Origin of the sequence: Lachnoclostridium sp. An169 (genome assembly GCF_002160525.1) — a bacterium.
GTDB lineage: Bacteria > Bacillota > Clostridia > Lachnospirales > Lachnospiraceae > Mediterraneibacter > Mediterraneibacter cottocaccae.
The window spans coordinates 90,170-111,037 of the sequence record NZ_NFKT01000009.1 but is presented as its reverse complement, the minus strand read 5'-3'; the positions used below and the strand labels follow the sequence as shown (position 1 = coordinate 111,037).

24 protein-coding genes are annotated in these 20,868 nt (G+C 43.2%); 4 read left to right on the top strand and 20 right to left on the bottom strand.

Features of this window, described 5'->3' with window-relative positions:
* Positions 1-5: 5 nt before the first annotated feature.
* The 14 genes from B5F07_RS08680 to B5F07_RS08615 all read right to left on the bottom strand — a co-directional run bounded on the left by B5F07_RS08680 (position 6) and on the right by B5F07_RS08615 (position 12,216).
* Entirely contained in the window at positions 6-2,381 is a 2,376-nt protein-coding gene (locus B5F07_RS08680) for a hypothetical protein (protein WP_087160882.1), read from the bottom strand.
* Positions 2,378-2,968: a zinc-ribbon domain-containing protein gene (locus B5F07_RS08675; RefSeq protein WP_087160881.1), complete on the bottom strand. Its 591-nt coding sequence runs from the start codon at positions 2,966-2,968 to the stop codon at positions 2,378-2,380. The genes B5F07_RS08680 and B5F07_RS08675 overlap by 4 nt, the downstream gene beginning before the upstream one ends.
* Positions 2,969-3,087: 119 nt before the next feature.
* Complete coding sequence (locus B5F07_RS08670) at positions 3,088-3,474, bottom strand: hypothetical protein (protein ID WP_140397996.1); 387 nt, start codon at positions 3,472-3,474, stop codon at positions 3,088-3,090.
* Between the two features lie 52 nt (positions 3,475-3,526).
* Positions 3,527-3,751: a zinc-ribbon domain-containing protein gene (locus B5F07_RS08665; RefSeq protein WP_087160879.1), complete on the bottom strand. Its 225-nt coding sequence runs from the start codon at positions 3,749-3,751 to the stop codon at positions 3,527-3,529.
* Between the two features lie 96 nt (positions 3,752-3,847).
* The gene (locus B5F07_RS08660) at positions 3,848-4,501 is read right to left on the bottom strand and encodes a zinc-ribbon domain-containing protein (RefSeq protein ID WP_162613081.1); all 654 of its coding nucleotides are present in this window, start codon (positions 4,499-4,501) and stop codon (positions 3,848-3,850) included.
* Positions 4,502-4,537: 36 nt separating this feature from the next.
* Positions 4,538-6,661 carry an NADase-type glycan-binding domain-containing protein gene (locus B5F07_RS08655; RefSeq protein WP_087160877.1) on the bottom strand — a complete coding sequence of 708 codons (2,124 nt, stop codon included), beginning with the start codon at positions 6,659-6,661 and terminating at the stop codon, positions 4,538-4,540.
* A gap of 21 nt (positions 6,662-6,682) precedes the next feature.
* The gene (locus B5F07_RS08650) at positions 6,683-7,495 is read right to left on the bottom strand and encodes an N-acetylmuramoyl-L-alanine amidase family protein (RefSeq protein ID WP_242972474.1); all 813 of its coding nucleotides are present in this window, start codon (positions 7,493-7,495) and stop codon (positions 6,683-6,685) included.
* A gap of 59 nt (positions 7,496-7,554) precedes the next feature.
* The gene (locus tag B5F07_RS08645; RefSeq protein WP_087160875.1) at positions 7,555-8,274 is read right to left on the bottom strand and encodes a YARHG domain-containing protein; all 720 of its coding nucleotides are present in this window, start codon (positions 8,272-8,274) and stop codon (positions 7,555-7,557) included.
* 19 nt (positions 8,275-8,293) lie between these two features.
* A complete protein-coding gene (locus B5F07_RS08640) occupies positions 8,294-9,055 on the bottom strand; it encodes a zinc ribbon domain-containing protein (RefSeq protein ID WP_087160874.1) in 762 nt (253 codons plus the stop codon).
* A gap of 6 nt (positions 9,056-9,061) precedes the next feature.
* A complete protein-coding gene (locus B5F07_RS08635) occupies positions 9,062-9,661 on the bottom strand; it encodes a zinc ribbon domain-containing protein (protein WP_087160873.1) in 600 nt (199 codons plus the stop codon).
* Entirely contained in the window at positions 9,648-10,454 is an 807-nt protein-coding gene (locus tag B5F07_RS08630; RefSeq protein WP_087160872.1) for a prolipoprotein diacylglyceryl transferase, read from the bottom strand. Before B5F07_RS08630 ends, B5F07_RS08635 begins: the two co-directional genes overlap by 14 nt.
* 74 nt (positions 10,455-10,528) lie before the next feature.
* A complete protein-coding gene (locus tag B5F07_RS08625; protein WP_087160871.1) occupies positions 10,529-10,777 on the bottom strand; it encodes a hypothetical protein in 249 nt (82 codons plus the stop codon).
* 148 nt (positions 10,778-10,925) lie between these two features.
* Positions 10,926-11,528, bottom strand: a complete 603-nt coding sequence (locus B5F07_RS08620) for a zinc ribbon domain-containing protein (protein WP_087160870.1) — start codon at positions 11,526-11,528, stop codon at positions 10,926-10,928.
* Between the two features lie 301 nt (positions 11,529-11,829).
* Positions 11,830-12,216 (bottom strand): hypothetical protein, encoded by a 387-nt coding sequence (locus B5F07_RS08615; protein WP_087160869.1) that lies wholly within the window; start codon positions 12,214-12,216, stop codon positions 11,830-11,832.
* Between the two features lie 134 nt (positions 12,217-12,350).
* Here B5F07_RS08615 and B5F07_RS08610 point away from each other — a divergent pair, with 134 nt between their 5' ends.
* Positions 12,351-12,773, top strand: coding sequence for a hypothetical protein (locus B5F07_RS08610; RefSeq protein ID WP_140397995.1), 423 nt, complete (start codon positions 12,351-12,353; stop codon positions 12,771-12,773).
* A 110-nt stretch (positions 12,774-12,883) separates the two neighbouring features.
* A complete protein-coding gene (locus B5F07_RS08605) occupies positions 12,884-13,732 on the top strand; it encodes an alpha/beta hydrolase (RefSeq protein ID WP_087160867.1) in 849 nt (282 codons plus the stop codon).
* A gap of 24 nt (positions 13,733-13,756) precedes the next feature.
* Here the strand turns inward: B5F07_RS08605 and ytvI are convergent, their stop codons facing one another.
* From ytvI to B5F07_RS08575, 6 genes are all read right to left on the bottom strand, one after another.
* A complete protein-coding gene (ytvI, locus tag B5F07_RS08600; RefSeq protein ID WP_087160866.1) occupies positions 13,757-14,836 on the bottom strand; it encodes a sporulation integral membrane protein YtvI in 1,080 nt (359 codons plus the stop codon).
* A 174-nt stretch (positions 14,837-15,010) separates the two neighbouring features.
* Positions 15,011-16,426, bottom strand: a complete 1,416-nt coding sequence (locus tag B5F07_RS08595) for an MATE family efflux transporter (RefSeq protein WP_087160907.1) — start codon at positions 16,424-16,426, stop codon at positions 15,011-15,013.
* A gap of 82 nt (positions 16,427-16,508) precedes the next feature.
* A complete protein-coding gene (locus B5F07_RS08590) occupies positions 16,509-17,408 on the bottom strand; it encodes a hypothetical protein (RefSeq protein ID WP_087160865.1) in 900 nt (299 codons plus the stop codon).
* Positions 17,409-17,446: 38 nt separating this feature from the next.
* The gene (locus B5F07_RS08585; protein ID WP_087160864.1) at positions 17,447-18,010 is read right to left on the bottom strand and encodes a hypothetical protein; all 564 of its coding nucleotides are present in this window, start codon (positions 18,008-18,010) and stop codon (positions 17,447-17,449) included.
* 12 nt (positions 18,011-18,022) lie between these two features.
* Positions 18,023-19,138, bottom strand: coding sequence for a HAMP domain-containing sensor histidine kinase (locus tag B5F07_RS08580; protein ID WP_087160863.1), 1,116 nt, complete (start codon positions 19,136-19,138; stop codon positions 18,023-18,025).
* The gene (locus tag B5F07_RS08575; protein WP_087160862.1) at positions 19,135-19,806 is read right to left on the bottom strand and encodes a response regulator transcription factor; all 672 of its coding nucleotides are present in this window, start codon (positions 19,804-19,806) and stop codon (positions 19,135-19,137) included. Before B5F07_RS08575 ends, B5F07_RS08580 begins: the two co-directional genes overlap by 4 nt.
* Positions 19,807-20,256: 450 nt before the next feature.
* On the opposite strand from B5F07_RS08575, the gene B5F07_RS23560 reads away from it, so the two are divergent.
* Both B5F07_RS23560 and B5F07_RS08565 read left to right on the top strand, forming a co-directional pair.
* The gene (locus B5F07_RS23560; protein ID WP_087160861.1) at positions 20,257-20,478 is read left to right on the top strand and encodes a helix-turn-helix domain-containing protein; all 222 of its coding nucleotides are present in this window, start codon (positions 20,257-20,259) and stop codon (positions 20,476-20,478) included.
* Positions 20,471-20,722 (top strand): HipA N-terminal domain-containing protein, encoded by a 252-nt coding sequence (locus B5F07_RS08565; protein ID WP_087160860.1) that lies wholly within the window; start codon positions 20,471-20,473, stop codon positions 20,720-20,722. The genes B5F07_RS23560 and B5F07_RS08565 overlap by 8 nt, the downstream gene beginning before the upstream one ends.
* Positions 20,723-20,868 lie beyond the last annotated feature (146 nt).

The window sequence follows — 20,868 nt, the reverse complement described above, 5'->3', positions numbered from 1 at the left end:
ATTAATTAATATTCGTTTATTGCCTGCTTAATTTCTTCGTAGTCGCACAAGCCATTTCCTACATAACGTCCAAGTTCGCTGTCATATACAGTATTATCAAATGGACTGCTCGCCTGTTCAATATCATAAACTTCATTCAGGAGCCTCATATATTCCTCTTCTGATGACACCTCTGTTCCATTCCAGTAATATTTGTAAATTGGATAACCGTTTGAATCGTACTGAACATTGGAGTTATCTTCTGCTCCATAATCCCCATAGCATATTCGTCTAAATTCTCCATTTTCCATACAGTAAACAATATCGTGATAAGCATCCATATGTCCTCCAGAATCACAAAAAAGATTCCGCCCTTCCAAATAAGAGAATCCCGAAACATACATCGACTGTTCTATTACTTTTCCTTCATGATAACTGCATATAACATCCCCATCTGCTATTGAACCATAGCAAATATACAGCTCTGGTATATTATCATTATTAATATTGACTAACTTGTAAAGTTCCCTATAGGATCCCGTTAAAGAATCATATTTCTTTCCATGTTCTTCAATATAATTTAAATATTCTGTTTTCCAGTTTTCAATACCTTTTTCTCCTATCTGTTTCCATGACAGATCAACTAACTCATTCTGATAAGCGCGGTATTCCGCTTCACTTATTTGTTCCGTATTTCCTGATCTTGTAATTCCATATATTTTCTCCTGCGTTTCATCCGTCTCGAACCATGTGGAAAAATCAAACACAAACGTGCGGTCTTCAATCGTCCCGTATTCCCGACCACCAAAGTAAATTCCATTGTTCAACTCTGTATAAACCAATGCCCGATATTGCTCCGAATACATTAAGTCTCCATAATACTGAGAAACATACCCTCCACCCAAGGAACCACCTTCCACAGGAAATGCTAAAGCATATATTTCACCAGATGTATCGTCATAGCCAAAGACACTAAAAAGATAAAATCCCCATCCATCATCTCCTGAAATAATCAGCTCTTTTCCCCCATCTCCATCGATATCGATAATCACATATTTTTCCGGCTCTGCCAGGAGTTCTTCCCATTCCGGAATATAATTCAGATATTCCTTATTATTCAAAAGTTCAAGATAAGCAGTTTCTTCTTTCCCTTCGGATATATTGTTGCGGTTCTCCACATTAAAAACATTTGACAGAATATTATAATATTCAACCAAAGTGTCAACCTGCCCGTTGTACCAGGCATCTGTTGTATCTCCATCCGTGTTAAACATTTCAAATAAGACACGAAACTGTGACAGAAGACCAGCATCATTAATAAGGAGTTGATAGATCAGATATTCCCCTCTTGCATGGGTAACTAACAATGATTTATAATAATCACACTTAACTTGTATATTCCCAATTTCTCCAGACGCAAATTTATCCGGAATAGAAATTTTGCTGTTTGCTTCTGTAATCGCTTCCGCTATATCGGCAAGGACTTTCATTTCCTGATAACGGTAAAAAGTATCCGCTGTTCCAAATCCAATATCTCCCACCAACATCACTGATTTGAAAACAAATTCGCCTAGACCAATATTGGACAAAAGCGCTTCTTGTATTTTTGCCCCTCCATCGACAAACCATTTAAGCGTTTCATCCGTCTGATACAAGTCTGTACTCTTTAACAGCGGAAAAGTAAGTTCTTCAAGAAAAAATTTTGCGTCATATTCTGCGAGTGTCTCTGCATTGTCAGACATGTATTCCAGCCGCTTTTCTAATAAAGTATCATTTACCCCCATGAGAGAATCCGCCGCATTTCTCAGTTCTTCATCTTCCGCATAATTTTCAATTGCGCTGAGGAACTGCCGGAACTGAGTATATTCCTGGATCGATGCCTGGAAATATTTTGCCTGTTCAATGTCTTCTGTTATCACATCCCACCCATCCGTAGCAGTATCAAAAACCATTGAAATTTTACTGTTTCCTATAAACGAGCCCGCAATGTCAATCACATCTTTAATATAATCCTCTGCGTCTTTGAGATCATCGAACTGGCTCTGCTGTGATATGGATTCCGCCAGGTCGCCTTCCTGCATTGTCATGAGGTTAGTCAATATTTCCACATATCCTTTTTTGTCCAGATCCTGTTCTATAATCTTTGCAGCGATATCTAATGCCCAGTTAAATGCAGAATTTTTTTCAATATTGTTTACAAGTGACCAGTATCCTACTGTCTCGTCGCTGCAAAATACTGCTTCGAGAGCGGGCTCCAGGTCCTTGTATCTCGTATAAATTATTTTTTGCTCCTCTTCTGTATATTGGATTGCCTTTTCCTCTGCGGATAGCAGTAACGGAACGTCCCCCAGACATAACGCAGCAGCCAACAGTATCGGTACTATTCTTCTCATTACCTTCATTCATTTTCCTCCGCAAGCTCATTTGCCGCTTCTAACAAAGCATTTTCTAATAGTTCATCCACGACCTCATCTGTATGAACCTGTGTAATTCCTTTTTGGCGGGTTACTTCTGCGACAGCCTGGATTTCTCTGATCTCATATTCGCTTTTGCTGAGTGCCTCATACAAATACATTTCTGAATCTTCTGCTTTGTAAGCATCTTTGAACAAAGTGGCATAATCCGGCATTTTTACGATGATTTCTGCTGTTCCCTCGGAATCATTTTCCATAACTATATTCTTCTCTTCTACTGTAATACAGCTTCTGTTAATCTCTGCCAAACTGTTGTCTTCCACATCTTTATCAGTTCTAAAAAAGTTATTAAACCAACCGTTGTAATACAGTACAGCAATTATCCCCACGATACTAGTTAAAATGATAATAACTATAACAAGCGTTTTTCCAGATTTTTGCTTTCTTTGATCCTTATTACCTTTTTTCTTGTTTGTAGCTTCTCCTACTTGTTGCTTTTTTTGCATATTATTTCCACATCTGGGACAGAATTTTTCTTTGTCAGTTAGTTGCATACCGCATTTGTCACAATACATTGCTCTTTACACTCCACTCCGTATAAAAATAAACTTTTTGTCAGGTACGTTTATGAATTACATTCACTTACCTAAATATCGTACTTCATTGCTTTTTCATATCTACCCGGATATTTCCCTTACTCTTGCAATATATCCTGCATATTCATAATATCTATATACCAAGAAAATCCCACCTTAATAACTCGAATATTTATCGTTGTGCTCATTACGGTATTATCACTACGACTGACTGTTAGTTTTACCTCTACATTTTTAGCCTTAGATACCTCAATCCCCATATCGTCATAAGCAGCTTTTATTTTCTCTAATTCTTCTCCTGTAATATTTTCGTCTTCAAGAATATCATGGGATTGACTCCACCAACCATCCCATTCTCCCCAGATGTTATTCAAATGCGATATCATATAGTCGTGCTGTTCCTCCATTATTTCCTGGGTATCCTGAAGAAACTCATTTATTTGTAGGCTATTATATCCATTTTCTTTCATTGCTTTTTTAAGCACAGCTTCTGGAATCACCTTGACGGCGGCATTCATATCTGACTTAAGCACTCCATCAAAAAAATTGGTTCACTGCTATTCTCCAACCATTTCCTGCCACCCCAAAAGTTGCTGCAATCACAAACACGATCAGCAGTACTCCTATTACAATTACTCCTACCTTAAACCTTTTCCCGTTCCTCCAATCTCCAGACGGTTTATAATCCTCTACTTTTCCGCCGCATTTCGAGCAATAGATATCCGTATTTTGTACTTCTGCACCACACCATTTACAATACATATTCTGTTTCGCCTTTATTGTTTGCTATCTGACTAACCAAAAATCTTTAATTTTAATATCATTCGCATATTGCATATCATTTTTCTCACTTTGTCGTTAAAAAATATCTTCCAGATTCATAATATCCAGATACCATGACCGTCCGACTTTAATTACCGGAATATTAAGCTGAACGCTGTTCTCTGTTTCACCGCTTTTAACTGTCATTTTTACTTCCACACTTTTAGCGGAAGATACTTCAGCATCCATATCGTCATATGCCGTTTTTATTTCTTCAAATTCTTCTCCTGTAATATCTTCAGCTCCAAGAATATCATGCGACACTTCCCAGTCCTCTCCCAGATAAGACGCAAGCCTGTTGATCTGTTCCTGCAATGTCTCAGCGCCTTCTTGAAGGAACTCGCTCATTTCATCCCTGTCATATCCATTTTCTTCCATTGCATTTTCAATAACTGCATCCGGTATCAACTTAACGATGGCGTTCACATCTGCTGTAAACGTTGCCTCAAAAAACTGATCCACTGTCTCCCTGTAACTTCTTCCTCCTAGCAAAAAAACTGCGGCAATCACTGCAGCCAGTATCAGAACTCCTGCTGCGATGATCCCTGTCCTGTGAGTTTTCTTATCCGCCCGAACCACAGGCGACATATTATTTTCGTCAGTTGCAGATGGATTATTTAACTTTCTACCACATTTCGGGCAATAAATATCCGTATTTTTTACCTCTGCGCCACACCATTTGCAAAACATACTTCTTTCCTCCCTATTTTCCTTTTTCATACTCCATTACGTATACAGAAACATCTCACTGATACAGCAGTCCGCCCATTTTCCTTCTATCACATCTGTAATTGTAACCTTACATTCATCTGTCTCAACTTCCTCGCCGAAATCTATGTAGATCATATTTTCCAACATATCTGCTCTGGAAAAATCCACACTCTTCCTGGAAAACTCATAGTAAATTATCTTTTCGCCGCATTCGATCCTTATTTCACTAGGCATATTGTTGTAGTCATATAGCTTTTCGCTCTTTGTAAATCCCGGAAGAATTGCAAGCCCCCGTACTTTCTGCTGTTCTGAACTTGTATAGAGAATCGTTTCATTCGTCCCATCTCCCGGGACTCCCTCTGACCAACAAGTCGATGCATCCAGATCTTCAAGCTTATCTTCTTCGTAATTGTAACCCGTTTGTTCCAATACAGAAGACGCCGATATATAAAAATCGGCCCTGTGAATCTCTTTGCCATCATGATATAGTCCTGTAGGAATTCCTGTGAACTTGTTTTCTTCTATAAACTGTTCGTGCTTGGAAGGATCAACATTCGTTTTTTCTGGCAGTTCTTCAGAATCTTCAGCCTCTTCTTTTTCTGTTTCCGACTGTTCCATACCGCCCTCCACATCATCTTCAAGCTCACTTTTTTGCGTGAATGCATAATTGTTTTTTTCTTTATCAGCTTCTACCGTAATTCCTGTTCCACTTGACATATTATAGTAATATTGAATACTCAAACCTTCCTCATTCAGATTATAAAAATACATCCAATTTGTTCCCGTCAGCACAGCATGTCCATCCCACTCATCATCTACTGCCTTTTCTCCAGTCTCCGCATTATATAAGTCAGTCGTCCCATCTGAATTTACAACAAGAACACAGTAATTGTTCCCAAAATCTATAATTTGAGAGCTGCGAATCATTATTTTACCATCTGCTCTGATCAACAAGTTATCTCCCAAACTATAATCTGTATACACAGCCCATTCTTTTTGTTGCATAATTCCATTGACAGCTAAAGTATCAAGCTCCCAGTAGTCATTTAATTTCAAACAAATTCCGCCTTTTGTATCGATAATATACCGTACGTTATCTTTATAGACTAAAGCATAATCTGAATTCCAAAATCCTGTCACGTCGTCAAACTGCGGTTGGATTACAATATTTCCATCTGCATCTGCATATCCTCTCATACCGTTTTCTTCTATCGGAAATAAATTGGAACTCATATGTTGTTCACCTTCCATGCGAACATTTCTCAAAGAAAAAACAGCCGGTATATCACATGATTCTCCGTTTTCATCATGACATCTTACAGGATGATATCCTCCGTCTTCGCCTTGCTTCATCTCCATAAAGACAAAACCGCCGTTTATTCCAAAAGGACAGATAATATAATCTTCCCTTTGGCTTTGAATGATTACCTTTTCATCTGTTGTACCGATACCCCGTGTGCCATTTTTATCAAATATTATATATGGGGTTCCTCCACAGTCTAAAACCACTATATCAGTATACTTTTCATATATAAGCTTTTCTCCACGAAACAGATAGATTTCCCTGTCATCTCCATCGTCAGCACTGCAGGTATACAAGGTCAGATCATCCATTTGCTCAACAGCAATCGAATCACAGTGAAGCGGTTCTATAATTTCCCCTTTTCTGTCAATCAAACCCTGTTTCCCATCTTTCCATACAACAAAAACTCCCTGGGAATAATGTTCTGCAAAATCAAATTTTCCTAAACTGCCTTTTTCTTCACCAAGGCTGTTGATCAGGATCCACTCTCCGTTTTTATTTGCAAGAGCCTCTGTTCCTCTAAAAGCAGTAACATTGTCATACTGCTGACCAATCTCAACTTCTCCTGTTTTCTGATTAATAAATCCCCATTTTTCACCGGAAGTATAAGGCAAAAGTTCCTTTGACACCATGATAGCATCGCGGTATGAAATTATCAGAAGAAGAAGAAAAGCTACTATAAGCAAAAATATGCCTGTTATTTTTAAAAGTGTACTTTTCACCCCCGGCTTTTCCCGGTAAACCTGCACTATATACTCTTCCCTAACCGGTTCTCCGCATCTCGGACAGAATTTTTCCTGTCCCTCCAGTTTATATCCGCATCTTCTGCAAAACATTCCTTCTCATTCCTCCGCTTTTCATCCTCTCACTGATTCGTAGTAAGCATTTATTCCCGTCACAATACCTTCTACCATTTTCTCCCGATAGCCGCTATCCGCCATATTCAAATCGTCCTGTTCATTAGTCATAAATCCCATTTCCAGGATGATGACCGGTATCTGGCTCCAGTTAATTCCGGTCATCGTATCATTTGTCTGCACACCAAGATTTTTCATTCCGGTCGCACTGCAGTATGCATCAAGAACTTTCTCCCCCAGGCTAAGACTTTCTTCATAAAGGCTTCCGACATAAGGATTATCCGAAGATCCGATCAGCACCAATGCTCCGTTTGCACTGGTGCTTTCACTTCCGTTTGCATGGATTCTTACAGCAATATCTGCACCAGCTTCATTTGCCAGAGTTGCCCTTTCCGCATTACTGATTGCGGTATCATTATTTTCTCTCGTCATGATAACGTCATATCCCTGTGCTTCAAGTTCATCCCGCAGCATTAATGAAATATCAAGATTCAGCTGATATTCCGGGATTCCTGAGTAACGGCCTGTCGTACCGCCGGTTGCTTTTGTTTTCATATTGCTGCTTCCTGGGGCATTCGGCTCTTTTGCACTCATATCAACCTCCGGCGACTGATGTCCCGGATCAATGGAAATCAGAAATTCTTTCTTTTCCGATTCATCTGGTCCGGTCTGGTTCGCTTCTTCCAAAGTTTCTTCACTTTCATTTTCCGGAACCGGAAGCTCTATTACAATCTCCGGTTTTTCTGCATTCTGCCCGGTCTGTTTTTCCTCATCAGCTTCCTGTTCTTCCCCACACGCGCAAAGTATTATCATACAGAAGCATACAACTCCCAAAAGCATCTTTTTACTACTCATATTCCCTCACTCTGTTTTCACTGTTCATATTTCTTTATCAGATCAATGTTAGCTTTCTCAATGTCCGAAAGCATTTCTTCACTGAAATTTTCCGGACTTACCGTCCCGCTGTACCATGATTTTGCATTAAAATAGTTCTGCAGTTGTGCATCGTCAAAAAGCCTGCCATGCCGAGCATAGATTTCGTTTCTTGCAAGCCGCAGTTCTTCCTGAGACAATCCCTGCACTTCACTGTCTGACAGTCTTCTTGTACTGCTGTCCGGAAGGATATATTCCTGCATCGTATCATCCTCTTCATTGCCGTGTATTGGCCGTACAACGAGCGCGGGATCATACAGTTGAGAATCTGTCGCAGGTTCCGTAACCTGTTCCTCTTCTTCTGATTCGTCATCTCCGATCATCTCATCAATTTCATTCATCCTCTTCTGCTGTTCCTCTTCGTTGATTTTTACTGTCTGTTCCTGTACCCATTCAGTTACTGGCTCCCTGTCATATGTAAGGAACCAGTAACCTGCTCCCGCAGCAAAAAGTATAAGGCATATGGTCAAAAAGCTGATCAGTGCTTTTACAGAGATCTTTTCGCGTCGCTTAAATTTTCCATTTCTTTTTTCCCCTGCTGCGCCGCTGACCTTCCCACTGACTGTTTCCTCTTGTTCAAACTCACTGATATTGCAACCGCACTCTGTACAAAACAGAGCATCATCCTCGATCGTATGATTACATTTCGGGCATCTCATCTTGCTCCTCCCAACCTGACTATCTTACTTTGAATCCACATTTACCACAGAATACCGCCTCCGGCTCCAGTTCTCTGCCACATCTCGGACATCGCGATATTTCCTCCGTCAACTCATCTCCTGCGATTTCCGTCAAAATATCTTCTTCCGGCAGTATCCGCTGCTCTATATTTGTATCGATTTCTGTCTCTACATCTGAGTTCCCGGTATTTTCCAGAGAATAATCTGTCCATTCCACGTCGGACCATTCCGTTACATTCTCTTCCTCCGTCTGTATTTCTGTTCTTTCCAGTCCTGCAATTATTACCTGTGCGATTCCCCATATACTTCCAAGCAAGATCAGCACATAAATCAGACACCACAGGCATACCGGAAGAATTTTCCACGTTATCTCTTCATACATTCCCATAAATAGAGCCGATGTTTCAGAATAGACATACCTGCGTAGCATCCACACCAACAAAACCATTTCAGCATTTATAATAATCGTTCCGAAAGCCGAAATAATGTAAGAGTTCTTCCATCCCGTTATAAATGTGTATACAGCTGTTATCAGAATCGTTATCAGTAATACTGCTCCCATTACCAGAAACGGTCCCATCAGTATTTCCAACACTTCCGCGGCATCGTCCGGCATATAAGCCAGGCTTCCCGTTGCGGCAAACTGAAGAAGATCCAGTACCGATATTTCATGCTCCTGATATTCAAGAACCGGCAAGACCGTCAGGTATAAAGAGCAACAGAAAAGCAGACCGATAAAATATTTCAGTATCCTTTTCATTTTCCATCACGCTCCTTGTCCATTTTTCTGTGCGTTTTTTGCATAAAGAAATATGGTAAGTATAATTCCAAAAAACAAAGTAATGATCCAGAGCCTTCCATATACATAGAACACTCTGAATGCAACAAGTTTTACTGTATCAAAAGATATTTCAGAATAGACAGTTTTCCCAATCAGAAGAATAACAGATAATATAATCACTGCTACGCCAAGACTAATATGGTACTTCTGTTGGAAAACATTCACTATTCCAATCACTACTACAGCAAGAATCAGCAAGTATGGCAGAGTATAAAATCCCATAGCAATATTTTGTTCATCTATAAACGTAAACGCTGTTTTTGTCAGCATGAAATTTGAAACAAATAGATCTGTCCACGGCACAGCAAGTAAAATATAAATAATTACTAAAATAATATCTGTTGCCCCAATTCCCGTTTTCTGTACGTTTTCACAATTTCCCTTAAAATGCACTTGCTGTTCCTGACGAATGATATTCTCATTTTCTTCCGGAACACTCTGTTTCATTTCCGGCATTTTTGCTCCGCAGAAAGCGCAGAACCTGACACCCTCTTTATTCTCTTTTCCACAATTACCGCAATACATCTTTTTCTCCTTTACCCTTTTTCATATAACCATCCTGTACAAATCTTTTTCTGCACATCCACCCTGTTACTATGATTATGATTAAAATACTTATCCACTGAGACACCGATAATCCGGCTAATATTCCACGTTCCGCATCATCATATCGCAAATATTCCAGAATAAAACGGACTGTTGCATACATAATCAGATAAATTTCCATGCTCTCAATTTTTTCTCCCTGCTTTTTGTATATATACAAAAAAAGAGCCGCTGAAATACAGAAATCCAGTATAGCTTCTGCTCCCTGCACCGGGAAAAGTTCTGTTCCATTTGGTGCAACAGGAGAATGTTCATATATTACAGCTCCCGGTCCGCTGTATGGGATACCATAACAGCAGCCCACCAACAGGCAGCCAATCCGACCAAATGCATGTGCTAACGGAATCAGTGGAATTCCTTTTTCCACATACCCAAGTGTATCAATATGAAATATTTTCCCACAGACAAAAACTCCTGCAAATCCTCCTGCCAAACCGCCGTAAAATACAAATCCACCACTCATCAGGCTGTTCAGATATTCCGGTTCCATGATTCTCAAAATGTCGATGTGGGGCATGCTCACAATTATGTAAAGGAGTTTGGCGCCTACTGCCGCACCAATCCCCGCGCCGCCCGCAAGCGCCACAAAATCATTAAAATCCAGCCTGAATATTCTGCACTGTATATATCCTGCAAATCCTCCCAACAGAATTCCCAATACGATACACAATCCGTAATAAGGAATTGTCACAGTTCCAATCTCTATTCCCATCCCGCAACGTTCCTTTGATTCACTTCAAATTTAACAAAAGGGGATGCAGACACATCCCCTGATTCCTGATCCTATTATGATAATGCAGCCAATCCGCCTACACATGCTATACATGCAATATACATCAACAGACACAGAACCGTTCCGATTATTGAGCAGACAAATCCTGCTGATGCCAGCCCCTTCTGTTCCGGTATCTTCTTTCCCTGCGAGCCTAAAATTATTCCTATGATTCCAAGAATTGCTCCAAGCCATCCAAGACCTCCGCCAAATAAACCTATAACGATTGAAATAATTCCTAAAACAAGTGATCCTACTCCCATTTCTTTCTCCTCCGTAACATTTTATAATCCGCTGTTTTTCTAACTCCTTCCTCCAGATTTTATAAATTAAGCTTATAGCGAATTACCCTCTCTAAATTCATATTGCTTTACCCGGCTAATTTCAAAATCAATCTATAACCCCAAAATATTATTTAAGCGGATTAAGCGGAGTTCCGCATTTAATACAGAAGACTTCACCGGGTCTGGTCTCTCTTCCGCATCCGGGGCATATTTTTTTCTGATCGGCAGCTGTTTCATCCGGCTCTTTTTTCACCGGAACATCTGCTTCTATTCTGGTTCCACAATTTGTGCAGAACATCGCTTCATCTTCCACTTCCATCCCACACGACGGACAAGTTCTTTTCTGTCCTGCAGATGAAACTGTTTGCCTTGCAGGTGCATTGATCTCTTTTCCACATACGTTACAAAATCTGGACCCTGCCTGTACAGAAGCACCGCAGTTTGGACATGTAACTGCCCCTTTCAGAAGTTCCAACTGTTCTTTATACTGCATTTCCTGGGCTTTACTTGCCTGAATGGCACTGCACCATTCCCGAACCTGCTCGTCTGCTTTATCCGCATAATTTTCGAATATGTACTGACCTATTTTTCTGAACAATTCCTGCTGCTTATCTGACTCGGCCTGAATTGCACTGGAAATTTTCATCGATTCAGTCACATCCTTTGTTTTTTTAATTGCATTCTTTCCGAAATGCGATATTTTTCTATCAATATCATCTAAAAAAGCCATCTTCTTTTCCTCCGTCCACTAATATGTATTAACGTAATTATTATACGATTATGTGCACTCTTTTGCAATAATATTTTACATTTTCAGACAGACGCCGCACATTTACATCTTATGTCCAAAATATAAAAGACTGACAAGGAAGAAATCTGTTATATCATCTTTCTTCCTTTGTCAGCCTTTTCTTTGCCAAACCGATAATTATAAAATGATTTTTACAGGTACTTGCCTGCTCTTCACACAGATACCCACAGGGCACCAAAGACTTTCTGTCCCAACATAAAACAAAAATTCTGCTTACAAATCAATTTTTATAAAATTCTACCACGTCCTCTTCATCAGGCGAATAGGTTCCTGTCGAAGTAGATACTCCCACCGGTATCAGCCTTAAAATCAATGTATCGTCAAATCCGAGTTCTTCTGCGTAGAGCGTCTTCTCTCCTATATCTCCTATTTCGTATCTGTATATCACTTCAACCTCTCCCCACCGATATAGATATTTCAGAATAATTCTTTTACTGGACTCATGCCATTCATATGTGGCAGGTGTTGTTTCTCCATCTTCCATAACCTCCGCATCGCCATTAATACCTGCATCATCATGCAGAGCGTAAAAGGTCACCCCATTCCCTTCATCATCACTCCAGGTGCCTTCCAGTTTTTCCAGATTCGATTCTTCTCCGACAAACATTTGCGTAACTAGAAATACGATTATTCCGATAAATGAAGCTGCGCAATAACATTTTTATATATACGTTTTGTATATATTTCATCCCGCTTGACATCTTCCGGAAGATTCTGCACAATAAAGGTATCAGAAACGAGTTGGAGGCATGGCTTGCTTTCCTCAGTGTGGATGAGCCGGAAGTGATTGTAAAGCTGATCGGGGAGTATCCGCAGTTTAAGAAATATTATGAGGAAATCTATACACTGTGCCAGAACATGGAGAAGGTGATGAATATGTTTTCCAAGGAACTGCAGGAACTGGACCGGAATACCGTACAGTATATGATCGATGAGATGCAGGATGAGATTGATGCGTTAAAAATGGAAAAGGATGATGCGTTAAAAGAAACAATGGAGAAAGAGACTATCATTGCGGAAAAGGAGGCCACCATTTTGGAAAAAGAGGCCACCATTTCGGAAAAAGAGGCCACCATTTCGGAAAAAGACAGGGAGATTGCTGCATTAAAGGCTCAGCTTGCCAGTCTCTCTTCCAACAGTGCTTCATCTAATGAATCATTTTGATCACTGAAGTTTTTAAGGGCGGTTCTGTTTCCGCCCTTTTTGCACTGTCACTTACTGTAATGTTTCTCTCTGCTCTGCATTGAGCGGGATATCTTTCCGGGAGGAATATCATGATCCGATATAGTAAAAAAGGCTGTATAACTGAATACAGGAAAATCCCCGGTCCGCACAACCGGATTCTGAAACTGATGATCGTCCGGCCGGAAATTTCTGCTCATCCCTCTCCTGCCACGGGCGTCCTGTGGCTTCATGGCGGAGGATACCTGACCGGATTTCCGGAAATGGCATTTATCTCCCGGGCAGCGGATCTGGTCAGACACTGTGGTGCTGTTCTTCTCAGTCCCGCCTACTGTCTGACCTTGAAAGCTCCTTATCCGGCCGCGCTTGAAGACAGTTACCGGGCCCTACTTTATATGAAAAGACATGCTGCGGAGCTTAACATACGCCCGGATCAGATTATGGTGGGCGGGGAAAGCGCAGGCGGTGGTCTGGCTGCTGCTCTCTGTATTCTGGCAAGAGACAGAGGCGATGTCAACATTGCTTTTCAAATGCCTCTGTATCCCATGATCGACTGCGAGGATACGCCATCCTCTGTAAATAACCATGCCAAAATCTGGAACACCAGGCGCAATCACATAGCCTGGAAATTATATCTCCGCTCCATAAAGCATAAACATGTTCCCGCCTACGCCTCTCCTTCCAGATGCAGGGACTACCGGGGACTTCCGCCGGCATACACTTTTGTCGGAGACGCAGAGCCATTTTACTGCGAAACTCTGACCTACATAGAGAATCTCAGAAAAGCCGGGATTCCTGCAGCAGTGGACGTGTACCCCGGCATGTATCACGCTTTCGACATGATGGAGCCGGACAGTGCTTTAGGAAGAAAGGCAGCACAGCGTTTTCTTGCCGCTTTCGAGAAAGCCCGTGAACAATATTATGCCCCTCAGTCTTGCTGAATCCCGCGTTTGCGGACTGACCGCTCATTTCTCCTCCCTGTCAAAGATGTGCAGTGCCCCGTTTTTCTCCATATTTACAAGGATCACCACCGCCATTGGGAAGAGGATCAGCCCGGGCAGCCCGAAAAGGCTCACGCCGGTAAACATGGCGATCAGGGTGATCAGCGGATGCAGACCGATCTGTTTTCCTACGATTCTCGGCTCCGCAAAATTCCTTACAATTGTAATTACAATATACAGCAGCATGATCTCTGCAGCCATGGAATAGTTTCCGATCACTGCCAGCACGACAGCCCACGGGATCAGGATTCCTCCCGTCCCCAGCACCGGGAGAATGTCGAATACCGCGATAGCCAGTGCAATCGCCACCGGATAGGGGATCCGCAGAATCAGGAATCCGATGAGCAGCTCTGTAAATGTCATAAGAAACAGCAGTGTATATGATTTGATGTAAATTTTCAGGATGTTAATTCCGTACTTTTTAACATCCATACACGTGGTTCTCGCTTTCTCAGGCAGATGTTTCCACACAGTCCCCACAATTTTATCGTAGTCCGCGCAAATATAGAAAGAAGTTACAACTGTAATCACAACGCGGATTAGCAGCGACGGAATCCCGGTGAGTATTCCCGACACATCGCTTAAAAGATTCACGGAAAATGTAGAAATCGTCTGTCCGATACTCTGTACAAACTGCTGCAGACTCTCCTCGATCTGTCCCGCCACGAAAGGATCTGTCTCGGAAAGGGTATCCCCGATCTCCTCCAGTACATAGTTCAGAAACGGCGCGATATCTGTCTGATACCTCTGCGGGATGCGAATGACGAAGTCCCTGATCATGGCAAATGTTTTTCCGCCGCCCAGCGACAGACCGCCGAAAACCAGCACGTAAAGCAGAATCAGTATCAGAAGTGAAACATATTTCTTAGGCACTTTGAGTTTCCCCGACAGCCATCCCGCCGGTCCGTGGATCACAAAAGCGATCACAAATGCCACCACAAAGGGCATGATCACGGGAAGCACATATTTTCCCGCCAGAAACAGCAGGATGATGAAAAATCCATAATATCCGATATTAATCAAAAACGCTCTTTTTTTCTCCATAAAATCCCCCGTATTTTACGACATATAATACATTATAACTCCCCGCGGTAAAATCTTCTATCATTTCTATAAAAAAGGCAGAAAGAAACCATGAAGCCGGATACGGTTCCATGGTCTTTCATCATATTTTCTTTTGTCTTCCGTGTTTCATTCCGTCGCCGATAAACTTCATAATTATGCTGCTTTTTCTGTTTTTTTCAGCGTTTTCTTAAACTGTACGGCAAACAGTACCGCCGTAAATGTCACCGCCAGGAGATCCGCGATGGGCTCTGCCATATACACGGCCATCGTCTGGCTGGAGCGGATAATATGCGGCATGATATAGATCAGCGGAATCAGAAGGATAAATTTTCGCATAACAGCCACGATGATAGACTCCGCCGCTTTTCCCAGTGCATTAAATGTCATCTGGCACGCCATCTGTATACCGAAGAGGAACATGGAGCCCATATAAATGCGCAGTGCTGTCTTCGTGTATTCCATCAGTTGGGCGTCAGATGTGAACATGGCTGCGAATCCTCCCGGGAAGAGCATCACCAGAATCCACAGGAGAATCGAATATCCCAGGCTGACCCTGAGCAGAAGTCTGAACGCCGCCCGCACCCTCTTTGCATCCCCGGCGCCGTAACAGTAGCTGATGATCGGCTGCGCCCCCTGTCCGAGCCCCTGAAGGGGAAGCATGGCGAACTGCATGACGCTGGTCAGAATAGTCATGGCTCCGACAGCGATATCTCCGCCGTAATTCTGAAGCGAACTGTTGAAGCATACGGAAATCACACTCTCGCTTGCCTGCATGATAAATGTGGCAACGCCAAGAGCCAGGCAGGGAAGAATGATATTCGGTGTAAGCCCCAGATTCTTTCTTTTTATTTTCAGGAACGTCTTCTTTCCGCACAGGAAACCGACTACCCAGATACAGGAAAGTGCCTGGGAGATAATGGTTGCAAGCGCCGCTCCCCGCACATCCATGTTAAACCCGAATATGAAGATCGGATCCAGAATAATATTGGCAACCGCACCGATCAGAACGGAGAGCATCCCTGTCTTCGCAAATCCCTGTGCCGTGATAAATGCATTCATGCCAAGAGTCAGTTCCACGAAAATCGTTCCCAGGGCGTAAATATTCATATAGCTGACTCCGTATTCAATGGTATTCTCGCTGGCTCCGAATGCCATAAGAAAATCCCGGTTCCAGATCAGCAGTACAGCAGTAAGTATCACAGAGATAATAATCTGGAGCACAAAGCAGTTTCCCAGGATCTTCTCTGCCGATTCCCTGTCATGTTTTCCCATGAATATGGATGCCCGCGGTGCGCCGCCGTAGCCTACCAGTGCCGCAAAGGCGGAGACAATCATGATCAGGGGCATACAGACACCCACTCCTGTCAGCGCTGTTGCCCCGATATCCGGAATATGTCCGATATAGATACGGTCGACGATATTGTAGAGCATGTTGATCAGCTGTGCCGCCACCGTGGGGAGCGCAAGCTTCAGAAGCAGTTTGCCAAGCGGTTCCGTCCGCAGGAATTCTTTATCCTCATTTTGTTTTTCTCCTGCTGCGCCATTTGCAGGCTGTGTATTTCTGTCCATAATCTTCACCCTTTTCAGCTCGCCAATTAGTTTTTTAAGAAACCGTTTTTCAATAAACATTATAGCGTGCTGATTCAAAATGTCAATAGTCTCTCGCCATCAATATCATCCGTATTCCCATCACCACGATGATCACGCATACCACCAGTCCCACACCGGCATTCATTATTTCAAGAAACTGCCCCTTATCCTCTTTTTCAAAGGAAAGGATCAGCACATTCTGCAGGGAAATCACGGACACCAGAGCATCTGTAAAACCGATGTTCCGAATGGATATGAGAATGGGCGACTTCATCTTCCGGACCCGGATCATGTTAATGCCCGCCTGGATAAACTTATAGAACGTATAGGCCGCGATTGTAATCGCCATAATATCCGTACTTGCGGAAATTGTGTTGTCGGAGATCGTCAGTCTGATCATTCCGCTCAGTGCCACTGTCATACACAGCAGCAGGATGCCGTCTTTTTTCAGCACAGAGCGCTCCAGGTTAAGCGCCCTCTCCCGGTTCTCCAGCCGGTCTGCCCTGTTCTTTTCCCTGACTGCAAGGAACCTCATGCCGCACAGAAGTGCGTAATAAACCGCCATTGTGATAAACCAGGCAGACCGGTTCAGTATCCCGAATACACCGTTGTAAACCGTATACGCCAGATTTACGGCCAGGGAGGGGAGTGTCGTCACCAGAGTCCGGTAGCTGTAATCCCGGTAGATCCGGCTTGTCACAGCGTTGGAGTCAATCCGCGCCAACAGGTTTTTCCAGACCCGGGCTCTGAGGTCGTAACAGGCACAGATCCCGGCCAGTACCAGCAGCACCGCGGCACAGACATACAAGCCATTTTCCGCTGCAGGCGGCAAAACATCATATACAGTCTCTGCCATGGCGCCTGCCGCTGCAATGACACAGGCAAGATACAAAATTATCCTGACATACAGCGGGAAGACCGGCAGTTTCCATCTCTGATTTTTCCTCTTCTTTCTTTTCATTCTTCTGTTCTCTCCTGTCCGTTCTGCCGAAAATATTCTCAGTGGAGCAGGCCGCTGCCTTTCTCACAGAGTTCATAGATCTCGTCATACTTCTTCTCAATCAGAGGACGTATCTTGTCCGCCTGTTTCGCCGCCATTTCTCTGTACAGGAAATAAGGCACAAGCCACCCGAAAAATCCGGGTACCGCTAGAATAATGCTCAATATAATCAAAGGGGGTTGGGCAGTCACCGCGAAAACAGACCCCGCCATAAATGCGGTTCCGATAATTCCCACCGTAATTGAGGTCAAGGTCGGTCTCGTCGTCTTTGCCCGTTCCAGCGCGTCGATTTCAGATATGCAGGCTTCAAAATTCGACTGCAGGCGGGTCAGTTCTGCCTTATTGATGATCTTCCGCTCCCTCCTGAGCCGTACTGTCTGCTTTCCCTGCTGTTTTGCGGGGACACCCGGATTGTATATGCCGTTCCCGGCCGTTGTCCCTGCATTTTCAATCACTTCCCACCCAAAGCTTTCATAACCGTCCAGAAGCAGCGAAAGCCTGACGGGTTCTGCCGTTACTTCTTTATAATCATAGCCGATAAACCTTTTTTTCTTCTCTGCCATTTTCTTCTCCTCCTACTGCAGATTTTCCCGGATGCTGTCCGTCTGATTCTGCCCGCCCGGATCCGGCAGCGGCAGCTTTACCGTAAAATTGCTGCCTCTGCCCTCCTCGCTCATCACTGTGATATCTCCGTTCATCAGTTCCAGCACTCTTCTGACGAGGGCAAGGCCGAGGCCGTTTCCTTCCTTTGCATGGGAGGAATCTCCCTGATAGAATTTGTCAAAAATGTGACGCATACTGGCCTCACTCATTCCGCATCCGCTGTCAGATACGGACACCTCGATATAATCCGTCGATGCGGTCTGCCGTACCGCAATCGTACCGCCTTTCTCCGTGAACTTCACTGCATTTGAAATCAGGTTGTTCCACACCAGCTCCATCAGGCTTCTGTCCGCCTGTATATATGCCCGGTCATCCATATCGACTTCCAGTTCCAGTTCTTTTTCATCCAGTGCATTTTCGTAATTCAGGATACATTCTTCCAGCTGCCCGCAGAGATCGTAAACTTCGATCTCCGGATCGATCGTCTGGTTTTCCAGCTTATTAAGCCGCAGAATATTGGTAATCAGATCGGAAAGACGGGATGCTGCCTGCCCGATATTTTGCGCGTACTCCACCCGTTCTGCATCCGTGACATTTTTCCCTTCAAGAAGTTCCGCATAATTCCTGATAATGGCAATGGGAGTCTTCATCTCATGGGATACATTGGACACAAAGTCCGTTTTCAGCGTTTCCACGCTTCCAAGCTCTTCCACCATCCGGTCAAAATCCAGAATCATCACGTCCAGATAATCCAGTTTATCCGAAGTGTGTATAGTGGGAACATAGACGGAAAAGTCTCCTCCCGCCACTTTCTGAGTTGCCTCGGCAAGCCGGTGAAGCGGTTCCTCATAAGTCTGCTTCATCTTCTTCCGAATGAAAAGCGTAAGACCCGCCGCCACAGCAAGCCAGTACAGAATCGGGAATACCGGCTGAAGCCACGTTGCTATGTTCAGTGTATTGATAATAACAATCACATTCATATGCAGGCCGGACATCAGAAGAAGCACTCCGAAACAGATGCCGAGCAGCGACAGGGGGAACAGCTCTTCCTTTACCTTAAACTCCTGGTTTCTGTCTGACTTTTTCATTGCAGCACCGCCTTATATCCGATTCCTCTTACAGTTACGATCTTAAATCCGTCACAAGCTGACAGCTTGTTCCGCAGCTTCGTCATGTAGACATCCACAGCCCGCAGCCCCGAGTCACTCTCCGCGTCCCAGAACTCGTCCATAAGCTGCGCCCGGGAAAAGGTCTTTTTCGGGTAGGACAAAAGCTTATAGATAATGTTGAATTCCCGCGCAGTCAGCCCGATCTCCTCTCCATCCACTTCCGCGCTCATCCCGTCCGCATCGAGGGTGAGATTCCCCATCGTGATCTTCCGCTCCGTCTCGATATTGGCCCGCCTTAAAAGCGCCCGGACCCGCAGTTCCAGTTCCGCCAGTTCCACAGGCTTGACCATATAATCATCGATTCCCAGGCGGAATCCTCTCTGCTTGGAGGGCAGGTCATCTTTTGCAGACATAAAAAGAATGGGAATCGTCCTGTTGACTTTCCGCACAGATTCCGCAAATTCAAACCCGTCGATCTCCGGCATCATAATATCGGAAATGATCAGATCATAAAGCTGATTGTACATCTCATCGTATGCATCACGGGCATTGAGGCAGCCCTTTGTCGCGAATCCGCAGTCATTCAGATAAGTACAGATCACCCTGTTCAGTTTTTCATCATCTTCCACAACAAGAATATGGATCATCACGTTTTCCTCCCTGCAAAAATAATATCTGTAATCCTGGCATTCTGCCCCTTATTTTGTATTATAGAATAAGATGATTATATTGTATGAATGTTTCTGTTTTGTTTCTGAATTATTAAAAAAGAGAGACCAGGTGATTTCCGCCCGGAAAACCTGCTTCGCCCGCTCCGGCTTTTCCCGAAACCCTAATTATGAATTTTATGCCTGTAACACGGCAAAAGGCGTCCGTAAAGCTACCATACGGCAAATACCGTACCACAAGGGTAACTTTCGAACGCCTCACTGTTTTAGAAAAATTTGTTCTGTTTCAGATTATATTATCACACGGCGCGCGCATATAGCAAGACCGAGCTCGTCGGATAGTCAATCGATACTTCTTTATTGCAAAAAAGATAAATTTAAAGTATACTATATCTAAATTTAGCCGTTCGGCTAAAAAGGGAAATTGAAATGAAAATAATTGACACAAAATCGCTTGGCAAAGCAATACGCGACCGCAGAAAAGAACTCCACTATACTCAAACATATTTATCCGAATTCACGGGATTCAGTGTCAGCTTTATTTCTGATCTGGAACGCGGAAAACCTACGGTCGAATTAGAGAAAACACTAAAAATCATTAATATGCTCGGATTAGACATACTGATAGAAAAGCGAGGCCAATATGAATAATAAATTAACTGTATTTATCGAAATCAACGGGACGAGCGTTTATGTCGGGGATATCATTGGGGATACTCCGGCAAGCGCGAGTTTCACATATTCTCCTGAATATCTGTCAAATTCGGAAAACCGTCCCATTTCTATAAGTTTGCCACTAACCGGAGCATCCTTTTCTCCGGAACAGACAAAAGCATTTTTTGACGGTCTTCTTCCAGAAGGCTTTACCCGGCGCTGTGTAGCAACAAAGCAGTGATTGATCTTGAACTGCAGGGTTTTGTCCATGCGCATAACCTGAAAGAAAAAATACTCTCCAGAGGGGGCATCCGTTATCATATCTTCTGATATACGGGAACAGGATACTCTATACGATAAGATTCACCACAGACGAACAGCAGGCGC